The sequence below is a fragment of the Ralstonia sp. NFACC01 genome, assembly GCF_900115545.1.
Lineage (GTDB): Bacteria > Pseudomonadota > Gammaproteobacteria > Burkholderiales > Burkholderiaceae > Ralstonia > Ralstonia mojiangensis.
The window spans coordinates 175,666-196,973 of sequence record NZ_FOWV01000006.1; the positions used below are offsets into that span (position 1 = coordinate 175,666).

The following is a 21,308-nucleotide window of genomic DNA, read 5'->3' on the forward strand; positions in this document are numbered from 1 at the left end:
TCCCTCTTGTTATGTTTTTGCAGATGTCTTGTACCGCTAATACTGTGCTGCGCGCCCGCTGATGACGACGCCAAGGCGCACCAGCCGGTAGGCGCACCAATCTGCCAGGCGCCACCACCAGCGGCGCGCGGCGTGCGCATCGGCCAGAACGCGACGTGCGTGATGGGCGATGGCGTCTTCGAGGGCCGCGCGCAGTTCGTTGGCTACGGTCGCATCCCATGCGACGACGTTGGCTTCGCGAGCCAGCAGCAGGCTGAATGGGTCGATATTGCTGGAGCCGACCGTGGCCCATCGGTCGTCCACCACAGCCACCTTGGCGTGCAGGAAGCTGGCCGTGTATTCGTTGATCTCGACGTTGTCGCGCAGCAGCATGTGGTACAGCGAGCGCGTCGCGTAGTGCTGCAGCCGGTATTCGACCTGCCCCTGCAACAACAGGCGAACGCGCACACCGCGCCGTCGGCATGCTGCCAGGGCCCGCATGAAACGCACGCCCGGCAGGAAGTACGCATTGGCGATGATCACCTCGTGCCGCGCCGCGCCCAGCGCGCGCAGATATTCTCGTTCGATCGCACGCCGGTTGCGGACGTTGTCACGCAGCACCAACGAAGCCAACACGGTGCCCGGTGCGCGCTCACTTTCTCGTCCGGACGCGCCGCGATGCCGTGGTCGCGGCGTATCGGTCATCACCGGAAACTCGGCGGCGACGCCCGTGACGCCCACCTCCCGCATGCCGGCGCGCACGCCCATCTGCCACCAGAGCCGGTCGACGGTCAGCGCAATCTGCGCGACCAGCGGCCCGCGTACTCGCACGGCAAAGTCGTAACGCGGTCCCAGCGCAACATCGTGAAATGGCGCGTGGTTCAGGTCATCAATGATGTTGATGCCGCCCACGAACGCGACGTCGTCATCGATGACAACGATCTTCCGATGCAGCCGTCGCAGGTAGCGGCGTTGCAGACGAAAACCGCGCACCGGACGATAGATGCGCAAGATCACGCCCGCCGTCTCGAGCATCGCGGCGATGTTGGCAGGCAGCAGGCCGGTGCCGAAGCCGTCGATGGTCAGGTGGACATCCACACCGCGGCGGGCCGCGCGGGCGAGCGCCTCGGTCACGCTGCGGGCGGCAGCGTCGTCGGTGTAGATGTAGGTTTCGAGCGCGACGCGGCGTTGCGCGGCATCGATGGCCTCGATCAAGGCTGGGAAGAACTCAGCACCGCCGCACAGCAGGTCGACGTCGTTGCCCGGCAGGGGCTTACCCCGCCGCCACTCGGAGCGCAGCGGACCTGCATCGCGCGCGACCCTCATGGATGCGCCAGTTCCGCCAGGAGGGGCACGTGATCGGAGCGCTGCGCCCATTCGCGGCCAGTCAGCGCGTGCGCACGTTCGATGTCGAAACCGCGCACGTAGATGCGGTCTAGTCGCAACCAAGGCATATGGCTCGGGAAGGTGCGCACCGGGCGTGCATCCGCAGCCTTGTCAGCCACTTCGGTCGCACCGAGCGCCTGACAGATCATGCGGTCAAGCCGGTTGTTCCAATCGTTGAAATCCCCTGCCACCACGAGCGGCGCATCCGGTGGCACGACCGAACGCACGCGGTCAACGAGCGCCTCCGCCTGCCGTTGCCGGCTGCGTGCAAACAGGCCGAAGTGCGCGCACAGCAGATGCACCTCGCCGAAGCCGAGATCCGTCACGGCGTGCAGCAGGCCGCGCTGCTCGAAACGGTGATCAGAGATATCGAGGTTTTCCGACAGCAGGATCGGATACCGCGACAGAATGGCGTTACCGTGGTGCCCGTGCTCGTAAACAGCATTGCGGCCATAAACCGTGTGCGGATAGACGTCGGTCGCGAGGTAGCGCAGCTGCGTGTAGTTCGGGTCGAACAGCTCGGCGGCGACGAGGTGATCGTTGCGGTCCTGCACTTCCTGCAGGAAGACGATGTCGGCGTCCATGGTGTGCAGGCCCTGCCGCACGTCATGCACGCGCACGCGCCGCGCAATGCCCGTCACGCCCTTGTGGATGTTGTAGGTGGCAACGCGCAAACGCAGCATGTCAGGCTTGGTCCTTTGTCAGTGCCGCGTGACGCGCATGATAGGCAGCGAGGCGTTCGGGCAGCTGCAGGATGGCCTCGGCATTGCTGCGCGAGAAGCACCGCGCGGCGGCCTCTCGGTAAGGCAACCACTCGGCCTGCACATGCTCGCGCGGGGACATCCGCACCGGTACCTTGCCGCTCACCAGCAGGCCGAACCAATGCTCGGTGTTGCGCGTGATGCCCGGCGCGTAGCGGTGCCGCCAGTGTGGGTAGATTTCGTATTCGATGTGGTGGCCCCACTCGATCAGATGATGTTGGGCCGCGTCGATGCCGGTTTCTTCCAGCACCTCCCGGGCGGCCGTATCGACCAAGGGTTCGTCGAGCGCATCGCAACTGCCGGTCACGGATTGCCAAAAACCCGGATGGTCTGCCCGCTCCATCACCAACACGTGCAAATCAGGCGTGTGAATGACGACGAGGACGGAGACGGGAATCTTGTGCGACATGGGTGCGGTTGCTGCGTGCTTCGATGGGCGGCGCGATCGCGCTGCAAGGCAATAGCTTACCGCAGCCAGAAGCGTGCCACCGCGACGCTCAGCGTGCTGCCATGCCGTGGCAGCGATCAGGCAGCGCGCAATGGCCCTTGGCCTGTGCGCGTGCGGGCAAGCCACAGCGCCGTCTCATCCGTCGCCGTTTCGTGACCAAACTCGCGGCGGGCGACGGCCAGGAGCGGATCGAGCATCGCAGCATAGTCATCGGCCGCGCGCTGTGATTGCGCCCACAACGCCTCTGTACGCTCGCCGAGCTGTTGGCGCAGCGCAGCGAGCTGTGCGGTCAACTCGCGTTCGCGGTTGCCCAGCGTGTTGAATTTCTGAATGAGGAAGCGCTGCACATCGGTCTGTTCGGATTGCGCGTTGGCCTGGTCGAAGCGTTCAACGATGGCCGAGGTCTCACGCTCGATGCGATGCAGTTCGCTGGTGCCTTCGCGCTCAGCGGTCTCCAACGCTTGCAGGGCGCGGCGTTCGGCCTGCAAGACACGCGCATGATCGGCAAAGCGGAGTTCTGCCGCCAAATGCGCTTCGGCCAACGGGCGCGGAGTGTCATATACGAGCGGATGCACGGGCATGCCTGGTGCGGCTGGCGGCAACGCCGTTTCGGGCAGACGCAGGTTGGCGACCGCGTGCAGCCAATGCATCCGTTCCGCCGCAAGGTGACCCAACGCGCACATCCCCTCGGCCAAACCCGGAGGCGACGCCGAGGCGGGCCCCGGTGGATGTGCGCCCTGCGCCGCAGCTGCAATTTCGGGCACGCAAGCCGCAACCGTGGTGGCTACGGCCTCGGTCATGGCCATGGCGGCACGCCGCGTGGCGTGGCGGATTTCGATCCAGGCCAGCAGCATCACCACTAGCGCGGCCATCAGCCAAGTCAACAGGAACTCGGCATGTGCGGCGATCCATGTGCGCGCAAAGTCGACGTAGTCCATCTAAACACTCCTCCTTCGTTGTCACCCAACGTGACAGAAACGAAAGATTCGGTTTAGCACCCAATGTTCCCGATTGCTGCGAGTTGCCCCAGCAGGCGCAAAAAAAACCGCGCCGCCCTTATCAGGCGGCGCGGTCTCTTGTGGAACGTCAGCGCGGGCGCTTAGGCAGTCGTTGCAGCCGTCGGTGCGGCCACTTTGGCCTCGGCAGCGCGCAAGCGGATATGCAGCTCGCGCAATTGCTTCTCGTCGACAGGGCTCGGTGCCTGCGTCAGCAGATCCTGCGCACGCTGCGTCTTCGGGAAGGCGATCACGTCGCGAATCGAATCCGCACCGGCCATCATCGTGACGACGCGGTCCAGACCGAACGCGATGCCGCCGTGCGGAGGCGCACCGTACTGCAGTGCGTCGAGCAGGAAGCCGAACTTGGCACGCGCTTCTTCATCGTTGATCTTCAGCGCGCGGAACACCTTGCTCTGCACTTCTTCGCGGTAAATCCGTACCGAGCCGCCGCCGATTTCCCAGCCGTTGAGCACCATGTCGTAAGCCTTGGCGATGCACTTGCCCGGATCGGTTTCCAGGTATTCCAGGTGCTCGTCTTTCGGGCTCGTGAACGGATGGTGCATGGCCACCCAGCGTGCGTCTTCCTCGTCGTACTCGAACATCGGGAAGTCGATCACCCACAGCGGCTTCCAGGCGTCTTCGAACAGCCCGTTGCTCTTCGCAAAGTCCGAATGGCCCACCTTCAGGCGCAGTGCACCCATCGCGTCGTTGACCACCTTGGCGCGGTCGGCGCCGAAGAACAGGATGTCGCCATCTTGTGCGCCGCTGCGCTTGAGGATCTCGGCGATGGCCGCATCGTGCAGGTTCTTCACGATCGGCGATTGCAGGCCGTCGCGGCCCTTGGCCACTTCGTTGACCTTGATCCAGGCCAGGCCCTTAGCACCGTAGATTTCGACGAACTTGGTGTAGGCGTCGATATCGCCACGCGACAGGGAAGCACCACCCGGCACGCGCAGTGCCACGACGCGACCGCCTTCAGCGTTGGCCGGGCTCGAGAACACCTTGAAGTCAACGTCCTTCATGGCGTCGGTCAGCTCGGTGAATTCCAGCTTGACGCGCAGGTCGGGCTTGTCCGAACCGAAGCGGGCCATCGCCTCACGGAATTCCATCACCGGGAACTTGGCATCCAGCTCGACCGACATGGTGTTCTTGAACACCGTGCGGATCATCTCTTCAAACAGGTCTCGGATTTCCTGCTCGCTCAGGAACGACGTTTCGCAGTCGATCTGGGTGAATTCGGGCTGGCGGTCAGCACGCAGGTCTTCGTCGCGGAAGCATTTGGTGATCTGGTAGTAGCGGTCGAAGCCCGACACCATCAGCATCTGCTTGAAGAGCTGCGGCGATTGCGGCAGCGCGAAGAACTGGCCAGCGTTCACGCGCGACGGCACGAGGTAATCGCGCGCGCCTTCCGGCGTGCTCTTGGTCAGCATCGGCGTTTCGATGTCGATGAAGCCCTTGTCGTCCAGATACTTGCGCACTTCCATCGCGACCTTGTAGCGCAGGCGCAGGTTGTACTGCATCTGCGGGCGACGCAGGTCCAGCACGCGATGCGTCAGGCGCGTGGTTTCCGACAGGTTGTCGTCATCCAGCTGGAACGGAGGCGTGACGGAGGCGTTGAGCACCGTCAGCTCGTGGCACAGCACTTCGACCTTGCCGCTGGTCAGGTTGGCGTTAGTGGTGCCTTCCGGGCGGGCACGCACGACGCCCTTTACCTGCAGGCAGAACTCGTTGCGCACACCTTCGGCCACCTTGAACATCTCTGGGCGGTCCGGGTCGCACACGACCTGCACCAGGCCTTCACGGTCGCGCAAATCGATGAAGATCACGCCACCGTGGTCACGACGACGATGGGCCCAGCCCGACAGCGTGACGCTCTGGCCGAGCAGTTGTTCGGTGACCTGACCGCAGTATTGAGTACGCATTTGCATGTTGTGGTTTTCCGCGAAGCGCGCCGCCAAGAAAACGTCGCGCATGAAAGTTGATTGGGGGGCCGGGGTCGATTCGACTTCGTTCGTATCGCCGGCTCAGGGTGCCGCGATGGCGCCGCCCTCTGCAGGCAGCGCGGTCGGATTCGAAGGGTCGCGCGGCCCTTGAGCCGGCGACCGGTCCTCCGTCTGTGGCGAGGCGTCGGGCGGGTCCATGCGGCGCGGCAGCGCTTCAGGCGCCACCACACCCATCGACACGATGTACTTGAGCGCCGCGTCCACCGTCATGTCCAGCTCGATGGTGTCAGCCTTGGGCATCATCAGGAAGAAGCCCGACGTCGGATTGGGCGTGGTCGGCACGTACACGCTGACGTACTCGCCCTGCAGGTGGTTCTCGACATCACCGCCGGGGCGGCCGGTCAGGAAGGCGATCGTCCACGAGCCTTCGCGCGGGTATTGCACCAGCAACGCCTTGCGGAATGCATTGCCGTTGGACGACAGCAGTGTGTCCGACACCTGCTTCACGCTCGAATAGATCGGGCCGACCACAGGAATGCGGCCCACGAGCGCCTCCCACCACAGCACCAGCTTCTGGCCGATGAAGTTGTGCGCCAGCACGCCCACAATGAGGATGAACGCCAGCGTGAGAATCGCGCCCACGCCAGGAATGCGCCGGCCAAATAGCTGATCCGGCTGCCATGCCGACGGCAGCAGCGCCAGGCTCTGGTCCATCGTGCCGATGATGAGCGACAGCACCCACAGCGTGATCGCAAGCGGGACAAGCACCAGAAGACCGGTCAGGAACCATGTCTTGAGTGCGCTGGTTTTCTGTTTCATGGGGCGATGGGCCGAAAGGTAAGCGATGCGATCAGTGGCAAGCGCACGACGTGCCGCAGCCACCGGACGCCGCCGGCGTGCTGGCGCTGGACGACGACGCGGCGGGCGCGGCAGCAGCGGCTGGTGCTGCGGCATCTACCTTGGCCGCCGTACCGGTTCCGGCTGCTGCAGCCGATGCGCCGCCCGAGCCGCCGCGGAAATCCGTCACATACCAGCCCGAACCCTTGAGCTGGAAGCCGGCAGCGGTGAGCTGCTTCTTGAACGCCGGCGCGCCGCATGCGGGGCAATCCGTCAGCGGGGCGTCGCTCATCTTCTGCAGCACATCTTTGGCGTGGCCGCAGGCGTCGCATCGATAAGCATAGATCGGCATGGTGTCCTCACCCTGAAACAAACAAATGACAAGAAAGCGATTGGATTGCCCGCGCATCCCGAGAGCGCGGTGCGGGAAATACGCACATGGGCTCACGCAAGATTGGGGCAGCCGCGCGCCATACAAGTGCTGGCGCGCAAAGCCTTGAATTATAAACCCTTTTAGGGGAATTCCCGACCGCAGATTCGGGGCGGGCGATGGCGATGCGCGACAAAGTGGCACACCGCGCACGCCTGCAGCGAGACGCTCAAGCTTGCGTGGCCGCCTTGGTGGTCGGCGCGCGGTTCGCGATCCACTGCGGTCCGAGCGAGCCCAGGACCATCGCACCGAAGCTTGCCAAGAGGCCAACCAATTGTGGCGGAAGCATCGCACCGGGCAGGAACACTTCGCACCAGATCCATGCCGCGAGGCCCAGGATGATGGCCAGCAGACCACCCTGCTTCGTCGCGCGCTTCCAGAACAGACCGAAGGCCAGCGGCACGAACGCGGCCACCAACGTGACCTTGTAAGCACTTTCGACCATATGGAAGATCGACAGGTGCGAGTTCAGCGCAAACAGCGTCACCAGCACTGTGAATGTCAGCACCACTGCCTGCATGACGCGCAGGAAACGCTTGTCGTCCATGTTCGGCAACAGCGGGCGCAGCACGTTTTCGGCAAACGTCACGGACGGCGCCAGCAGCGTCGCGCTCGCGCAGCTCTTGATGGCCGAGAGCAGCGCGCCGAAGAACATCACCTGCGCGAAGATCGGCGCATGCTGGAGCACCAGGTTCGGCAAGATCATCTGCGAATCGGTATCGATGTACTTTGCGACCATCTCCGGGTCAATGAGCGTGGCGGAATACGCCAGGAACATCGGCACGAACGCAAACATGAAATACAGCACGCCGCCCAGCACCGATGCCGTACCGGCGATGCGCTCGGTGCGCGATGAGGTCACCCGCTGGAACACGTCCTGTTGCGGGATCGAGCCGAGCATCATGGTGATCCACGCCGTCACAAAGCCGATGACCTCGATCGGGTTGAACGCCGGCCAAAACGAGAACTTGCCCGAAGCTGCCGCGTGCGCCACCACCGTGCCCACGCCACCGGCCTGACCCGACACCTCCCAGCCGATGTACAGCATGCCGATCACGATGATGATCATCTGGATGAAGTCCGTCACCGCCACCGACCACATGCCGCCGAACAGCGTGTAGACGAGCACGCTGCCCGCGCCGATCATCATCCCGAGGTCTTGCGAAACCGCGCCGTCAGATACGGTGTAGAACACCAAGCCCAGCGCCTTGATCTGCGCCGCCACCCAGCCCAGGTACGACACGACGATGCACAGGGTCGTCAGCGTTTCGGCAGCGCGGCCAAAGCGGTTGCGATAGAAGTCACCAATGGTGAGCAGATTCATCCGGTACAGCGGCTTGGCGAAGAACAGACCCACCAGGATCAGGCACAGCGACGAACCGAACGGATCGGCCACCACACCGTGCAGGCCGTCCTTGAGAAATTCTGCGGGAATCCCGAGCACCGCCTCGGAACCGAACCAGGTCGCGAACACCGTTGCCGTCACGACGTAGAACGGCAGGCTGCGGCCAGCCACGGCGAAATCGGCGGTACTGCGCACCCGCAGTGCAGCCCACAGGCCGATCCCGACCGAAATCACCCAGTAAACAATGACAAACCAGATCAGCATGGCAGCGCGGAAAGAAGCTGGAAAACCCCATGGCGGCCCGGTTTTGGGCCCCGGGGCGCCGGGCAAAGTGGCCGGATTATAGCGATGGGACCGCGCGCCGGGGCATCGGTACGACCACGAATGCCGCCCCGTTTGCCAGATTTCTGGGCGACGGCCCACAACGGGCGCCGGCAGGCTTTTCGTTGACCACGGCCCATGTTGCTTCGCACCAACACTGGCCGGGAAAACGGATCAATCGGCGCGGCGGCGCCAGACTTGCCAACGCTCGCGCCCGGCGAACACCGGAATCGAATCGGCTTCGGCGATGGGCATATCGCTGATGCGCTCAAACGCGGGCGACAGCAGCCCATCCAGCTCGGTTTGCGTGGTCTCGAACGGCGGCCCTTTGGGGACCGCCTCCCTGCCTTCCACCACGGCAAAGAAGCCAGCCAGCAACCCGCCTGGCGAAAGCAGTTTCGCCACCTGCACGGCGTAGTCGGGCCACAGACGACGCGGCATCGCACACAGAAATGCGCGTTCGTAGATCCATTGCACCGGATGCGGCGGCGAAAAACGAAAGAAATCCGCCAACTGCACCACATCGGCATGCGGGCCCAGCAGGGTCTTGGCCGACGCCACGGCACTGGGCGCGAAGTCGATGGCCGTGACCGGCCAACCGCGGTCCGCCAGCCAGCCGGCTTCGTAGGCGTTGCCGCAACCGGGAATCAGCGTGGGAAGCGGCGCAGGCTGCGCTTCGCAGAATTGCCGGAACGCCGCGGGCACACCGGCGGCATCCCAGGGCGTGTGCTCGCGGCTAAAGCGCTCGTCCCAAAAGGCGGGATCGGCGGCGTCACGGGATTGGAAGACGGGCGGTTGGGCCATGACAGTCGGAGGGTGAAAACGGATCAGTAGTGGGCCATCCAGGCCAGAACATGCGTCGCGACGATGCCGACCGCGAAACCACCGACGAACAACAGCGCGGCAGACAACAGCCGGTTCGTGCGCTTTTGCTCGGCAAGCAGCGCAGTGAGCGCCGCGGTCTGCGCGTTGCCGTCCTCGCGGGAGCGGCGATCCAGAATCTGGTACACCAGGCGCGGGAAGTCCGGCAGCTTGTTGGCCCATTGCGGTGCCTCGACCTTCAGGCGTTCGATAAAGCCGCGCCAGCCGATCTGCTCGTGCATCCAGCGTTCGAGGAATGGCTTGGCCGTCTTCCACAGGTCCAGATCCGGATCGAGCTGGCGGCCAAGGCCTTCCACGTTCAACAGGGTCTTCTGCAGCAGGACGAGCTGCGGCTGCACTTCCACGTTGAAGCGGCGCGAGGTCTGGAACAGCCGCATCAGCACCAGACCCAGCGAAATTTCACCCAGTGGCCGATCGAAATACGGCTCGCAGCACGCACGGATGGCGCCTTCCAGCTCTTCCACGCGCGTCTCTTCCGGCGCCCAGCCAGACTCGATGTGAAGCACCGCCACGCGGTGGTAGTCGCGCTGGAAAAATGCCAGGAAGTTCTGCGCCAGGTAGTTCTTATCGAACTCCGACAGCGCCCCGACAATGCCGAAATCCAGCGCGATGTAGCGGCCCAGCGTCTCGGGCGCCACACTCACGAGAATGTTACCGGGGTGCATGTCGGCATGGAAAAAGCCGTCGCGGAAGACCTGTGTGAAGAAAATCTCCACGCCGTCGCGCGCGAGCTTGTGCATGTCGACGCCGGCGGCGCGCAGTTCTTCGGTGTGCGAGATCCGCATGCCGTGCATGCGCTCCATCACGAACACCTCAGACGTGCACCAATCCCAGAAAACCTCGGGCACCAGCAGCAGGTCGGACTTGGCGAAATTGCGGCGCAACTGGCTGGCGTTGGCCGCCTCGCGCATCAGGTCAAGCTCGTCGTGCAGGTACTTGTCGAACTCGGCGACCACCTCGCGCGGCTTCAGGCGCTTGGCGTCGGCCCACAGTTTTTCCATCCAGGTAGCGAGGTCCCGCATGAGCGCGAGGTCGCTGTCGATCACGGGCAGCATGCCCGGGCGCAGAACCTTGACTGCCACCTCGCGGCCGTCGTCCGGGCCGCCGCGCAGCGTGGCGAAATGCACCTGAGCAATCGACGCACTCGCCACAGGATGATGGTCAAAACGATGGAACAGCGCCGACAGCGGCTTGCCGAGCGATTTCTCCACGATGGCTGCCGCCACCTTCGGGTCGAACGGCGGCACGCGATCCTGCAGCTTGGCCAGTTCGTCAGCCACATCGGGCGGCAGCAGATCGCGCCGCGTCGACAGCACCTGCCCGAACTTCACGAAGATGGGCCCAAGCTGCTCCAGCGCCAAGCGCAGGCGCTCGCCGCGGGGCAGCTTCGGCTTGCGACCCAACGTCAGCAGCCAGACCAGCGCGCGAATGCGGCGGCTCTTGAAGCCCGACAACACGAGCTGATCCAGCCCGTAATAGAGGATGACGAAAACGATCTTGCCCAGCCGGAATAAGCGCGTCATGCCGAGTCACCCTGACGGACGGTCCGGACGGCCGGTCGTTGGGATTTTTCGAGCCGCTCCAGCCGCTTGGTCAGACGCGCTTCGGCATCACGCAGTGCCGCCACATCGGCGGCGAACTGCGCGAGACGCGCATGGCGTACGAGCGTCGGTTGCTCATCGGTCAGATACGACGCCACAGATTCCGCCAGCGAACGGCTGACGCGCGTGGCCTCTGTGCGGGCGGCCTGCGCGCCGCTCACCATACGCTGCGCGATGACGTCGCCAAACACGCGCGAGAGGTCTTCCGCCGCATCCCAGCGCAGATTGCGCAGCAGCGTGGACAGCACGTTGGCGAACTCTGCCTCGCCCTCGATACGCACGTGCTTGAGCACGGCGGCCTGTCCGCCCGTTGCGTAATCGCTGGCAGCGGCCGCCAGCGGCACGACAACAGTCACGGCCGGTTCAACACCAGGGTCGGGAGCGGTCACCAAGCCGGTGGCATCCACCTGCAACGTCATCGACATGGGCGCCAAGTTAAAGCGTGCGACGCGACCCGCGAACGGCCGCAGTGTCTCCTGCGCCCAGGGCTCCTGGCGCAGCAGATGGTTGAGTGCGAGCAGCAGCGGCTGCATCAGCACAAGCGGAAACGGAGACGAAGAGGCTGTCGAAGACATGCGGTGATGGTGCGCAAAAACAGCAAGGAAGCAGCAAGAAGCGGGCTGGCGGCGGGCAGCAAAAAGGGCCCGAACCAGACGGTCGGGCCCTATTTTACGGGGAATGCTGAAACGGCCGTTTTGCGGCGCTTCAAGTTGTTACAGCATCACTGCAACTGCTGGATACCCGCCAGCACCCAACCACCCGCACCCTGCGTCGGCTTGGTCAGGTTCCACACCTCGGCAAACGGCTGTGCGGGCGCATTGGCTTCTTCGCGGATCATGCCGGAGAAGCGCACGCTCGCCAAGTACTCGGCGGCCTGCGTTTCGATGCCCAGCATTTCGGCTTCGACCGAGACCACGTCGGTCTTGTTGGGCGACGTGCCGCGATCAGCCAGGTCCATCTTGATCTCGGCAAACATCTCCGGCGTGGTGAACTCGCGAATGTCGTTGAGATTGCCGGCATCCCAGGCTGCCTGCAGGCGAATGAAGTAGACCTTCGCGTTGCGCAGGAAAGCTTGCGTATCAAAATCTGCCGGCACGCCCCACGGCTGCTGCGGTGCGGCCGCGGCAGGTTGAGCGTTGACGGCCTGCGCGCCAGAAGCGGCCGGACCACCCAGGTTCCATGACTGCGCAGCGGTTGCCGCGCCAGCGCCCAGGCCGGACGTGTTGCCGGTATTGACCGATGCGGCTGCCGGTGCGGAAGCCTGCGGGGCCGGTGCGGCAGGTTGCGGCACGTACGGCTCACGGTCGCCGCCCAGCGACGGGCCACCCGTGGCGTAGGCAGGACCCTGCGGACGGCTGCCGCGCACCTTGCGGATGATCCACATCACCACGAAAGCGACGAGCGCGATCAGGATCAGGTTCGACAGCAGCGAGGCAAGGCCCGCGCCCAGACCGAACTTCGACAGCAGATAACCGATACCCAGACCGGCAGCCAGGCCACCAAGCATGCCGCCCCAGTTACGTCCAGGCTTTGCCGCCGGCGCGGCCGGAGCCGGTGCGGCCGGCGAAGGTTGCGCAGCCGGTGCGGCCTGCTGTGTCGGCGACGGCGTTGTGGCCGGCGGCGTCTGTTGGCGTTGCGTCACGGTGGACGACTGTTTGCCGACGCTGCGACTGCCGCCTATGCGTTTGGCGTTGGCGTCAATCGCCGTGCCCAGTGCGAGCGTCGCGACCAGCGCGCCCGCCATCAATTTTCCACCCCAATGCAAACTCATCGCTGTCTTCTCTCCAATGGCAGTGACGCCATTAGATGAAGACGTCAATGCGGAAATTCAATGTGAAGGATCGTGGCATATCGCCGCAGCGCACTACATCGCCCATCTGGTGGAATGACCGAAACACTTAGAGGCGACGGCCAACGTGCAGCGCCACGACACCCGCTGTCAGATTGAAGTATTCGACCGAGTCCAATCCGGCCTGTTCCATCATCTGCTTGAGCGTTTCCTGATCCGGGTGCATGCGGATGGACTCGGCCAGGTAGCGGTAGCTCTCGGGGTCGCCCGCCACTTTGCTTCCCAGCCACGGCAGCACCTTGAATGAGTACACATCGTAGGCCTTCTCCAGCGGCTGCCACACCTTGGAGAACTCCAGCACCATGACCTTGCCGCCTGGCTTCACTACGCGACGCATTTCTGCGAGCGCGCGATCCTTGTGCGTCATGTTGCGCAAGCCGAATGCCACTGTCACCACATCGAAGTAAGCATTCGGAAAGGGAATGTGCTCGGCGTCGCACAGCGCGGTGGGGGTGAGCACCCCGGCATCGAGCAGGCGGTCACGGCCGACGCGCAGCATCGACTCGTTGATGTCGGTCAGCCACACCTCGCCGGTGGGGCCGGCCTGGCGCGCAAAGGCCTTGGCCAGATCACCTGTGCCGCCGGCAATGTCGAGGACTTTGTAGCCGGGGCGCACCGCTGCCTGGGCGATGGTGAACATTTTCCACACGCGGTGCAGGCCGCCGGACATCAGGTCGTTCATCACGTCGTACTTGCTGGCGACGGAATGGAACACACCGGCGACCTTGCCGGCCTTCTCCTGCTCATCGACCTGCTGGAATCCGAAGTGGGTTTGGCTCATGACAGAAAGGGATACGGATGCAGCGCACAGGCGCCGCAAAGTGAATCGGGAATCAGTGGCTGTGGCCGCAGGCGTGGCCGGCATTCTCTGCCATCGGGGCGTCACGGTCGACGCCGGCTGCGGCCAGACGATCGAGATACGCCTGCCAGAGCGTGGCTTGCTCAACGCCGAGGCGGTACAGGTAGGCCCAATCGAAGATGCCGGAATCGTGGCCGTCGGAGAACAGCGGCCGGATCGCGTAGTTTCCCACCGGCTCGACGCCGACGATGCCCACCTCGCGCTTGCCGGTCTGCAGAACCTCCTGACCAGGCCCATGCCCCTGCACTTCGGCCGACGGCGACAGCACGCGCAAGTATTCGAACGGCAGGCTGAACTGCTTGCCATCGGCAAAGGCGATCTCCAGCACACGCGATTGCGTGTGCACGGTGATGCCGGTCGGGTGCGGGGTGTCGGCGGAAAGTCCGGCCATGGAAAACGTCTCGTCGAGTCAAAAAACTGCGTTTCAGGAAGCCGCCAGCGCCATATGCGCAGGCTCTTCCACCACCCGATAGCTTACCGCAGTCAACGGATCGCCCTCGGGGATGTAGCGCAGGCGGCGATGGTGGAATCGTGCCACGGTGCTGCGGTGTGCCACGCTGACGATGGTCACATCAGGCATCGATTCGAGCATCAGGCTGTACATGAACGCCTCGGTATCTTCGTCGAGTGCGCTGGTAGCCTCGTCGAGGAAGAGGTAGTCGGGGCGCTGCAGCAAAGCCCGCGCAAAAGCCAGGCGCTGCTGCTCGCCGGGGGACAGGCGCAGGCTCCAGTTGCTCACCTCGTCCAAGAGGCCGGCGAGCGCCGGCAAGCGACAGGCGGTCAGGACCTGGGTCAGACGCTCTGCGGTGTATTGAGTGGCCAAATCCGGATACGACAGCGCATCGGCCAGCGTGCCGGAGGGGAGATAGCTGCGCTGCGGCAAGAACAGCACGCGGGCATCGTCGGGGACCTCGATGCGGCCGCTGCCATAGGGCCAGATACCGGCCACGGCGCGCACCAGCGTGCTTTTGCCGCAACCGGACGGACCGCTGACGAGCACACGCTCACCGCGTGCGAGCGTCATGTCGAAGGGCTCGACCAGCAAATCTTCGGGCTTGCGGTTTGGGAGGTTCAGCGCAAGGGCGCGGGCTTCAATAGCGGGTACGGCTGCAATCTCGACCTCGACATCGCGCACGCCGGCGCGGTGCTCTTCTTCACGCTCGGCGGCGCGGATGGCGCGCTGGAATTCGATCAACCGATTGGTGGAAGCTTTCCAGGTGACCAGCGTGCGGTAGTTCGTGACAAACCACGACATCGCGTCCTGCACCTGTCCGAAGGCCGTGGCGACCTGCATCATCCCGCCCAGCGTGAGCGTGCCGCCAAAGTAGCGCGGCGCCGACACCAGAAACGGGAAGATGATGGCGAACTGCGCGTAGCCGGAACTGGCGAAGGTCAGGCGCCGCGTGTAATCCATCAACTGATTCCAGTTGGTGCGAATGCGTTCGAAACGGCCCCGCAGGATGGCTTTCTCGGTGGGCTCGCCGCGGTACAGGGCGATGCTCTCGCTGTTCTCGCGCACGCGCACGAGCAGGAAACGGAAGTACGCCTCGTAACGCTCCTGCTGGAACGACAGCCCGATCAGCGGCCGCCCCACGAAGTGGATGATGACCGAGCCCACGATCGAGTACAGCAGCGCAAACCACACCATGTAGCCAGGAATCACAAAGTCGTGCCCGCCCAGGCTGAACGCCAGGGGCCCCGACACCGCCCACAGGATGCCGAAGAACGACACCAGCGTAACGGCCGAATTCAGGAAGCCCAGCGCCAAGGTGAGCGTCGCATCGGTGAAGGTACGCAGGTCGTCGGCAATCCGCTGGTCGGGGTTGTCAGCGCTGTGCGTCTGTTCCAGGCGGTAGAACGCCTGCTTGCCAAGCCAGTCGTCGAGAAAGCTGCCGGTAATCCACGTCCGCCAGCGCATCTGCAACATCATCGAGTAGTACAGCCGCATGATCGAACCAATGATCAGCAGCGCGGCAATCCATGAGAAACGCAGCAACTGCGCCCAAAACTCGGCGTAGTTTTTCTGCTCGAGCGCGTTGTAGAAAAGCCGGTTCCAATCGGTGAACAACACGTTCATGAACACCAGGAACAGGTTCAGGCCAATCACCAGCGCCAGCAACCCCCAGGCCTTGTGGCGATCTTCCGAAAACCAGTACGGGCGAATCAGTTGCCAAGTCTCCGAGAGATTCAACCGCCCATGGTGGACGGTCAGTTCGGAGATGGAATCCTTGTGAGAATCGGGCGTGGCGGCGGTGCGCGGTGTCGTCATGGCGAGGGCGTTGGCGCAACAGAAAGAGAATCAGACGTCGTGCGCGCCACAGGGGTTCCGCGCACGACGTGGCGATGCGTTACCGAGCGCTACCCGGAGCGACGGCCGATGGGCTCAAGCGTCAGCCAGCGCCGCCTGCAGCGCGTACGACAGTGCCGGCAACTTGGCCGTGATCTCGGCCATGCGCGCGGTATCGGGCGAGCGCTGCTCGGGGCCCCACACGGCTTCTGGAAAATGCGTATCCCACCGATAGCGCGGGATGACGTGCCAATGCAGATGCGGCACGAAATTGCCGAAGCTGGCGAGGTTGATCTTGTCCGGCGCCAGTTCGGCGCGCAGCACGCGCTCGACCTTGGTGACGAGGTCCATCAGCCAGTACCGATCGGCATCGGACAAATCGGTCTGCTCGGCCACGTGGTCATTCCAGATAACGCGGCAGAAGCCCGGAAAGCGCGCGTGCTCGACCAGCACCACGCGCGCCTTGGCATTACGCCAGACGGGCTCACCGCCGTCCGCCTCGCACAGCGCGCAGCCGGGCGTCCGCTCGCTCATCGTCAAACCAGCACTCGTTCGATGCCGCCGGCGTTGGCCTGGGCAACGTAGTCCTGCAACCATGTTTCGCCGAGCACGTGACGCGCCATCTCGACCACGATGTAGTCGGCCTGCACCGAGACATCCTCGGTGTAGCGCGACAGGCCCTGCAGACATGCCGGGCAGCTCGTGAGGATCTTTACGTCGCCGTTGAATGCCTCGCCGCTCTGGCCGCTGGTCTGGCCGAGACTGCGCAGCTTGTCCGCGCCCTTCTGCATCTCCTCTTCCTTGCGGAAGCGGACCTGCGTGGAAATGTCGGGGCGCGAAATCGCCAGCGTGCCCGACTCGCCGCAGCAGCGATCGTTCTTCTCGATCGCGCGGGTCTGGCCATCGGCACCGATGTTGCCGCCCATCAGCTGGTTGACCAGCTTGGTGGGGTCCATGGTCTTGATCGGGGTGTGGCAGGGGTCGTGGTACATGTACCGCGTGCCCTGCACACCGTCGATCTTCACGCCCTTCTCCAACAGGTATTCGTGAATGTCGATGATCCGGCAGCCCGGGAAGATCTTGTCGAATTCATACCCGGCCAGCTGGTCGTAGCAAGTGCCGCAGCTCACCACCACCGTCTTGATGTCGAGGTAATTGAGCGTGTTGGCCACGCGATGGAACAGCACGCGGTTGTCGGTGACGATCTTCTCGGCCTTGTCGAACTGACCGGTGCCGCGCTGCGGATAACCGCAGCACAGGTAGCCCGGCGGCAGCACCGTTTGCACGCCGGCGTGCCACAGCATTGCCTGCGTGGCCAAGCCCACCTGCGAGAACAAGCGCTCCGAGCCGCAGCCCGGGAAGTAGAAGACCGCCTCGCTATCCGGCGTGGTCGCCTTGGGGTTGCGGATGATCGGGACGATCTCGTTGTCCTCGATATCCAGCAACGCGCGCGCGGTCTTCTTGGGCAGGTTGCCCGGCATCTTCTTGTTGATGAAGTGAATCACCTGCTCGCGCACCGGCGGCTTGCCCACCGTGGCGGGCGGACGAGCGGTCTGCTTCTTGGCGAACTTCTTCAGGATGTCGTTGCCCAGACGCTGCGCCTTGTAGCCCCAGTCAAACATCACCTTGCGCGTGAAGTTGATCGTCTCGGGGTTGGTCGCGTTCAAATAGAACATCGCTGCTGCGGTGCCGGGATTGAACTTCTTCTGCCCCATCTTGCGCAGCAGGTTACGCATGTTCATCGACACATCGCCGAAGTCGATCTTGACCGGGCACGGCGTCACGCACTTGTGGCACACCGTGCAGTGGTCGCCCACGTCGGCAAACTCTTCCCAGTGCTTGACCGACACGCCGCGGCGCGTCTGTTCTTCGTACAGGAAGGCCTCGATTAGCAGCGATGTGGCGAGGATCTTGTTGCGCGGGCTGTACAGCAGGTTGGCGCGCGGCACGTGCGTGGCGCACACCGGCTTGCACTTGCCGCAGCGCAGGCAGTCCTTGATCGACTCCGAGATGGCGCCGATGTCGCTCTGCTGCATGATGATCGACTCGTGCCCCATTAGGCCGAACGACGGCGTATAGGCGTTGCGCAGATCAGCAGCCAGACCTTGCGGGTCGTTGATGTCGCGCAGCAGCTTGCCCTTGTTGAAGCGCCCATTCGGGTCGACACGGCGCTTGTAGGCAGCAAAGTCGGCGATTTCTTCGTCGGTCAGGAATTCCAGCTTGGTAATGCCGATCCCGTGCTCGCCGGAGATCACGCCGTCCAGCGAACGCGCCAGCGTCATGATGCGGGCCACCGCCTTGTGGGCGTCCTGCAGCATGTCGTAGTCATCCGAGTTGACGGGGATGTTGGTGTGCACGTTGCCGTCACCGGCGTGCATGTGCAGCGCCACGAACACGCGGCCGCGCAGCACTTTCTTGTGGATCGCCTGGGCCTCGTCAAGGATCGGCTTGAACTCGCCGCCGTTGAATATCTTGCGCAGCTCGGCGCGAATCTCCGCTTTCCACGACACGCGGATCGTACGATCCTGCAGCAGGTGGAACAGGTTCGCCTCGGGCTGATTCACCAGACGGTCATCGATGGTCTGCGCGAGGTAACCCAGGCCGAGGCCAATGAGGCTGGCGCGCGCCGTGGTGACCGGCGTGTCGAGATGGTCCAGCAGATATTGCCAACGCGCACGCGTGGCACGCAGCAGTTGCTGCGCCTGTTGCACGCGGTCTTCCAGCAGTTCTGCGCTGGGGATCTCGTTGGCGTCGTCGGTGCGGCCTAGCGGCAGGTTGCTGCCAGCAAAGAAATCGAGCAGCGCGTCGGTCAGCTTGAGCTTGTTCTTGATCGACAGCTCGATGTTGATGCGCTCGATTCCGTCGGTGTACTCGCCCATGCGATTGAGCGGAATCACCACGTCTTCGTTGATCTTGAAGGCGTTGGTGTGCTTCGCAATCGCCGCCGTACGCGAGCGGTCCAGCCAGAATTTCTTGCGTGCCTCGGGGCTCACGGCCACGAAACCTTCGCCGCTCTTGCCGTTGGCCAGGCGGATCACCTCCGACGTGGCGCGCGCCACGGCATCATCGTCGTCGCCGACGATGTCACCGATCAGCACCATCTTCGGAAACGCGTTGCGCTTGCTCTTGGTGGCGTAGCCGACCGCGCGCAGATAGCGCTCGTCCAGGTGCTCCAGACCCGCGAGGATCGCGCCGCCGGGCTTCTTGGTCTCGGCGTCGAGGTAATCCTTGATCTCGACGATGCTCGGGATCGCGTCACGCGCCTGGCCGAAGAACTCCAGGCACACCGTGCGAATCGACTTGGGCATGCGGTGCAGAATCCAGCGCGCGCTCGTGATGATGCCGTCGCAGCCTTCCTTCTGCACGCCGGGCAGGCCGGCGAGGAACTTGTCGGTGACGTCCTTGCCGAGCCCTTCCTTGCGGAACTTGCGGCCTTCGATGGTCAGCGTCTCGGTGCGCAGCAGCTTGGCACCGACCGGCGCGTTGCCGTCGAACCACTTCAGCTCGAAGGTGACGACCGGCGCATCGTGGATCTTGCCGAGGTTGTGATTGAGGCGCTGGACTTCCAGCCAGTTGCCGTCCGGGTCAACCATGCGCCACCAGGCGAGGTTGTCCAGCGCGGTGCCCCACAGCACAGCCTTCTTGCCGCCCGCGTTCATGGCAACGTTGCCGCCAATGCACGACGCGTCGATCGAAGTCGGATCCACGGCGAAAACGAGGCCGGCCTTCTCCGCCGCATCCGCCACGCGGCGCGTCACCACGCCGGCGCCCGAATAGATGGTCGCCACGGGATGGTCAACGCCAGGGAGGTCGGTCATCTCGACCGCATCCAGACGCTCCAGCTTTTCCGTATTGATGACGGCCGAGAACGGCGTGAGCGGCACGGCGCCGCCGGTGTAGCCGGTGCCGCCTCCGCGCGGGATGATGGTCAGACCCAGCTCGAAGCAGCCCTTGACGATGCCGGCAATCTCTTCTTCCGTATCGGGCGTGAGCACGACGAACGGATATTCGACCCGCCAGTCGGTGGCGTCGGTCACGTGCGACACGCGCGACAGGCCGTCGAACTTGATGTTGTCCTTGGCGGTGACGCGGCCGAGCACTTTCTGGGCGCGGCGGCGCAGGTCATACACCTGGGCGAATTCTTCCTGGAACGCCTTGACGGCGCGGCGGGCGTGCACAACCAGTTGCTCGACCTTGCTGGCGCGCTCGTCGCCCACCGGGTCGTGGTGCGAATCGTGATCGGCCACGCGGCGCTTCTCGATCTCCGCCAAGCGGTGATTGAGTGCGTCGATCAGCATCTGCCGGCGCTTCGGGTTGTCGAGCAGGTCGTCCTGCAGATACGGGTTGCGGCGCACCACCCAGACGTCGCCCAGCACTTCGTACAGCATGCGTGCCGATCGGCCGGTGCGACGCTCGGCGCGCAGTTCGTCCAGGATCTGCCACGCAGACTCGCCCAGCAAACGGATGACGATTTCCCGATCCGAGAACGAGGTGTAGTTGTAGGGAATCTCGCGCAGCCGGGGCGCAGCGTCCTGCGCCGTGAGTTTGGCGTCGATCAGAAGTGGGGCATTCATGGCGTGCCGCTGGGGAGGGAGGGCGCGGCAAAGAGGACCCAAGCCGCGCGGTCTTTAAAGGGCGATTGTACTGCAACGCGCGTCGTTGATGCGTCGCAGCAACGGTATCCCTGCCAGTGATATGGGCGGCAAAACCGTCGCGTTTTCAATAGCTTGCGAAAAGCACAAGACGGCCCAAGTGACGCAAGAACCACGCAAACGTCACATCATCACGCTCTTGATCCAGCCCAGGATGCCGTGCCAGAAGCCGTCGGGCAGCGTCATCAGGGCCGCAGTCATGGCCAGATAGCGTAGGAATTTGCCGATCGCCATGTACATGACGCTGGGCCAGAACTTCAGGCGCAGCCAGCCGGCCAGCGTGCAGAGCGGGTCGCCGATGCCTGGCAGCCACGACACCAGCAGCGACATCGGCCCGATGCGGCGCATCCAGCGGAAGTATTTTTTGTCGAGCGGGGGCTCACGGTGGCGCTTGGGATGCGGCACGTGCTGGGCGTGCTCGGCGTTGTGCTCACGGCGGCGGCGCGCAAGGTGGTAGCGCACCAGCGCCAGCTTGGCCGCGTAGCCCATCCACCAGTCGACCACGCCGCCCAGCGTGTTGCCGAGCGTGGCCACTACGATGGCCGGCCAGAACATGTCCGGATTGAGCTTGATGTACGCAAAAACCGCCGGTTCGGAGCCCAGCGGCAAGAGGGTCGCCGAGACGAAACTGACGACGAAGATGGCAGGTAGCCCGACCTTTGGCAGGGCGAGCGTGGCAAAAAGCGTGTCAATCCACTGTTCCATGCAATCGATTGTAGAGGGCGAGCGG

At 64.0% G+C, this 21,308-nt stretch carries 18 protein-coding genes; all 18 read right to left on the reverse strand.

Translation table 11 applies throughout. The features are described from left to right. Nucleotides 1-36: 36 nt before the first annotated feature. The 18 genes from clsB to BM136_RS16965 all read right to left on the reverse strand — a co-directional run bounded on the left by clsB (nucleotide 37) and on the right by BM136_RS16965 (nucleotide 21,283). A complete protein-coding gene (clsB, locus tag BM136_RS16880) occupies nucleotides 37-1,305 on the reverse strand; it encodes a cardiolipin synthase ClsB (protein ID WP_092973298.1) in 1,269 nt (422 codons plus the stop codon). After that, nucleotides 1,302-2,048, reverse strand: a complete 747-nt coding sequence (locus tag BM136_RS16885) for an endonuclease/exonuclease/phosphatase family protein (protein WP_092973300.1) — start codon at nucleotides 2,046-2,048, stop codon at nucleotides 1,302-1,304. Before BM136_RS16885 ends, clsB begins: the two co-directional genes overlap by 4 nt. A gap of 1 nt (nucleotide 2,049) precedes the next feature. After that, a complete protein-coding gene (gene nudB, locus BM136_RS16890; RefSeq protein ID WP_092973302.1) occupies nucleotides 2,050-2,535 on the reverse strand; it encodes a dihydroneopterin triphosphate diphosphatase in 486 nt (161 codons plus the stop codon). Nucleotides 2,536-2,651: 116 nt separating this feature from the next. Then, entirely contained in the window at nucleotides 2,652-3,512 is an 861-nt protein-coding gene (locus BM136_RS16895; RefSeq protein WP_092973304.1) for a hypothetical protein, read from the reverse strand. Between the two features lie 161 nt (nucleotides 3,513-3,673). Next, nucleotides 3,674-5,545: an aspartate--tRNA ligase gene (aspS, locus tag BM136_RS16900; protein ID WP_092973306.1), complete on the reverse strand. Its 1,872-nt coding sequence runs from the start codon at nucleotides 5,543-5,545 to the stop codon at nucleotides 3,674-3,676. A 51-nt stretch (nucleotides 5,546-5,596) separates the two neighbouring features. Further along, nucleotides 5,597-6,334, reverse strand: a complete 738-nt coding sequence (locus BM136_RS16905; RefSeq protein WP_037027596.1) for a DUF502 domain-containing protein — start codon at nucleotides 6,332-6,334, stop codon at nucleotides 5,597-5,599. Nucleotides 6,335-6,365: 31 nt separating this feature from the next. Next, nucleotides 6,366-6,704, reverse strand: coding sequence for an FmdB family zinc ribbon protein (locus tag BM136_RS16910; protein ID WP_092973761.1), 339 nt, complete (start codon nucleotides 6,702-6,704; stop codon nucleotides 6,366-6,368). Nucleotides 6,705-6,951: 247 nt separating this feature from the next. After that, complete coding sequence (locus BM136_RS16915; protein ID WP_092973308.1) at nucleotides 6,952-8,391, reverse strand: high affinity choline transporter 1; 1,440 nt, start codon at nucleotides 8,389-8,391, stop codon at nucleotides 6,952-6,954. A 231-nt stretch (nucleotides 8,392-8,622) separates the two neighbouring features. After that, nucleotides 8,623-9,252 (reverse strand): methyltransferase domain-containing protein, encoded by a 630-nt coding sequence (locus BM136_RS16920; protein WP_092973310.1) that lies wholly within the window; start codon nucleotides 9,250-9,252, stop codon nucleotides 8,623-8,625. Between the two features lie 23 nt (nucleotides 9,253-9,275). Further along, nucleotides 9,276-10,853, reverse strand: a complete 1,578-nt coding sequence (gene ubiB, locus BM136_RS16925; RefSeq protein ID WP_092973312.1) for a ubiquinone biosynthesis regulatory protein kinase UbiB — start codon at nucleotides 10,851-10,853, stop codon at nucleotides 9,276-9,278. Beyond that, nucleotides 10,850-11,506: a ubiquinone biosynthesis accessory factor UbiJ gene (locus tag BM136_RS16930; protein WP_092973314.1), complete on the reverse strand. Its 657-nt coding sequence runs from the start codon at nucleotides 11,504-11,506 to the stop codon at nucleotides 10,850-10,852. The genes ubiB and BM136_RS16930 overlap by 4 nt, the downstream gene beginning before the upstream one ends. 146 nt (nucleotides 11,507-11,652) lie before the next feature. Next, complete coding sequence (locus tag BM136_RS16935; protein ID WP_254775692.1) at nucleotides 11,653-12,702, reverse strand: Tim44 domain-containing protein; 1,050 nt, start codon at nucleotides 12,700-12,702, stop codon at nucleotides 11,653-11,655. Between the two features lie 127 nt (nucleotides 12,703-12,829). Then, entirely contained in the window at nucleotides 12,830-13,561 is a 732-nt protein-coding gene (gene ubiE / locus BM136_RS16940) for a bifunctional demethylmenaquinone methyltransferase/2-methoxy-6-polyprenyl-1,4-benzoquinol methylase UbiE (RefSeq protein WP_004633265.1), read from the reverse strand. Between the two features lie 52 nt (nucleotides 13,562-13,613). Beyond that, complete coding sequence (locus BM136_RS16945) at nucleotides 13,614-14,030, reverse strand: gamma-butyrobetaine hydroxylase family protein (protein WP_092973318.1); 417 nt, start codon at nucleotides 14,028-14,030, stop codon at nucleotides 13,614-13,616. A 33-nt stretch (nucleotides 14,031-14,063) separates the two neighbouring features. Further along, a complete protein-coding gene (locus BM136_RS16950) occupies nucleotides 14,064-15,908 on the reverse strand; it encodes an ABC transporter ATP-binding protein/permease (RefSeq protein WP_092973320.1) in 1,845 nt (614 codons plus the stop codon). A 114-nt stretch (nucleotides 15,909-16,022) separates the two neighbouring features. Beyond that, on the reverse strand, nucleotides 16,023-16,460 hold the full coding sequence (locus tag BM136_RS16955; protein ID WP_092973322.1) for an HIT family protein: 438 nt from the start codon (nucleotides 16,458-16,460) through the stop codon (nucleotides 16,023-16,025). A gap of 2 nt (nucleotides 16,461-16,462) precedes the next feature. Next, nucleotides 16,463-20,500: a DUF3683 domain-containing protein gene (locus BM136_RS16960; protein WP_092973324.1), complete on the reverse strand. Its 4,038-nt coding sequence runs from the start codon at nucleotides 20,498-20,500 to the stop codon at nucleotides 16,463-16,465. Nucleotides 20,501-20,701: 201 nt separating this feature from the next. Next, nucleotides 20,702-21,283 carry a YqaA family protein gene (locus BM136_RS16965; RefSeq protein WP_092973326.1) on the reverse strand — a complete coding sequence of 194 codons (582 nt, stop codon included), beginning with the start codon at nucleotides 21,281-21,283 and terminating at the stop codon, nucleotides 20,702-20,704. Nucleotides 21,284-21,308 lie beyond the last annotated feature (25 nt).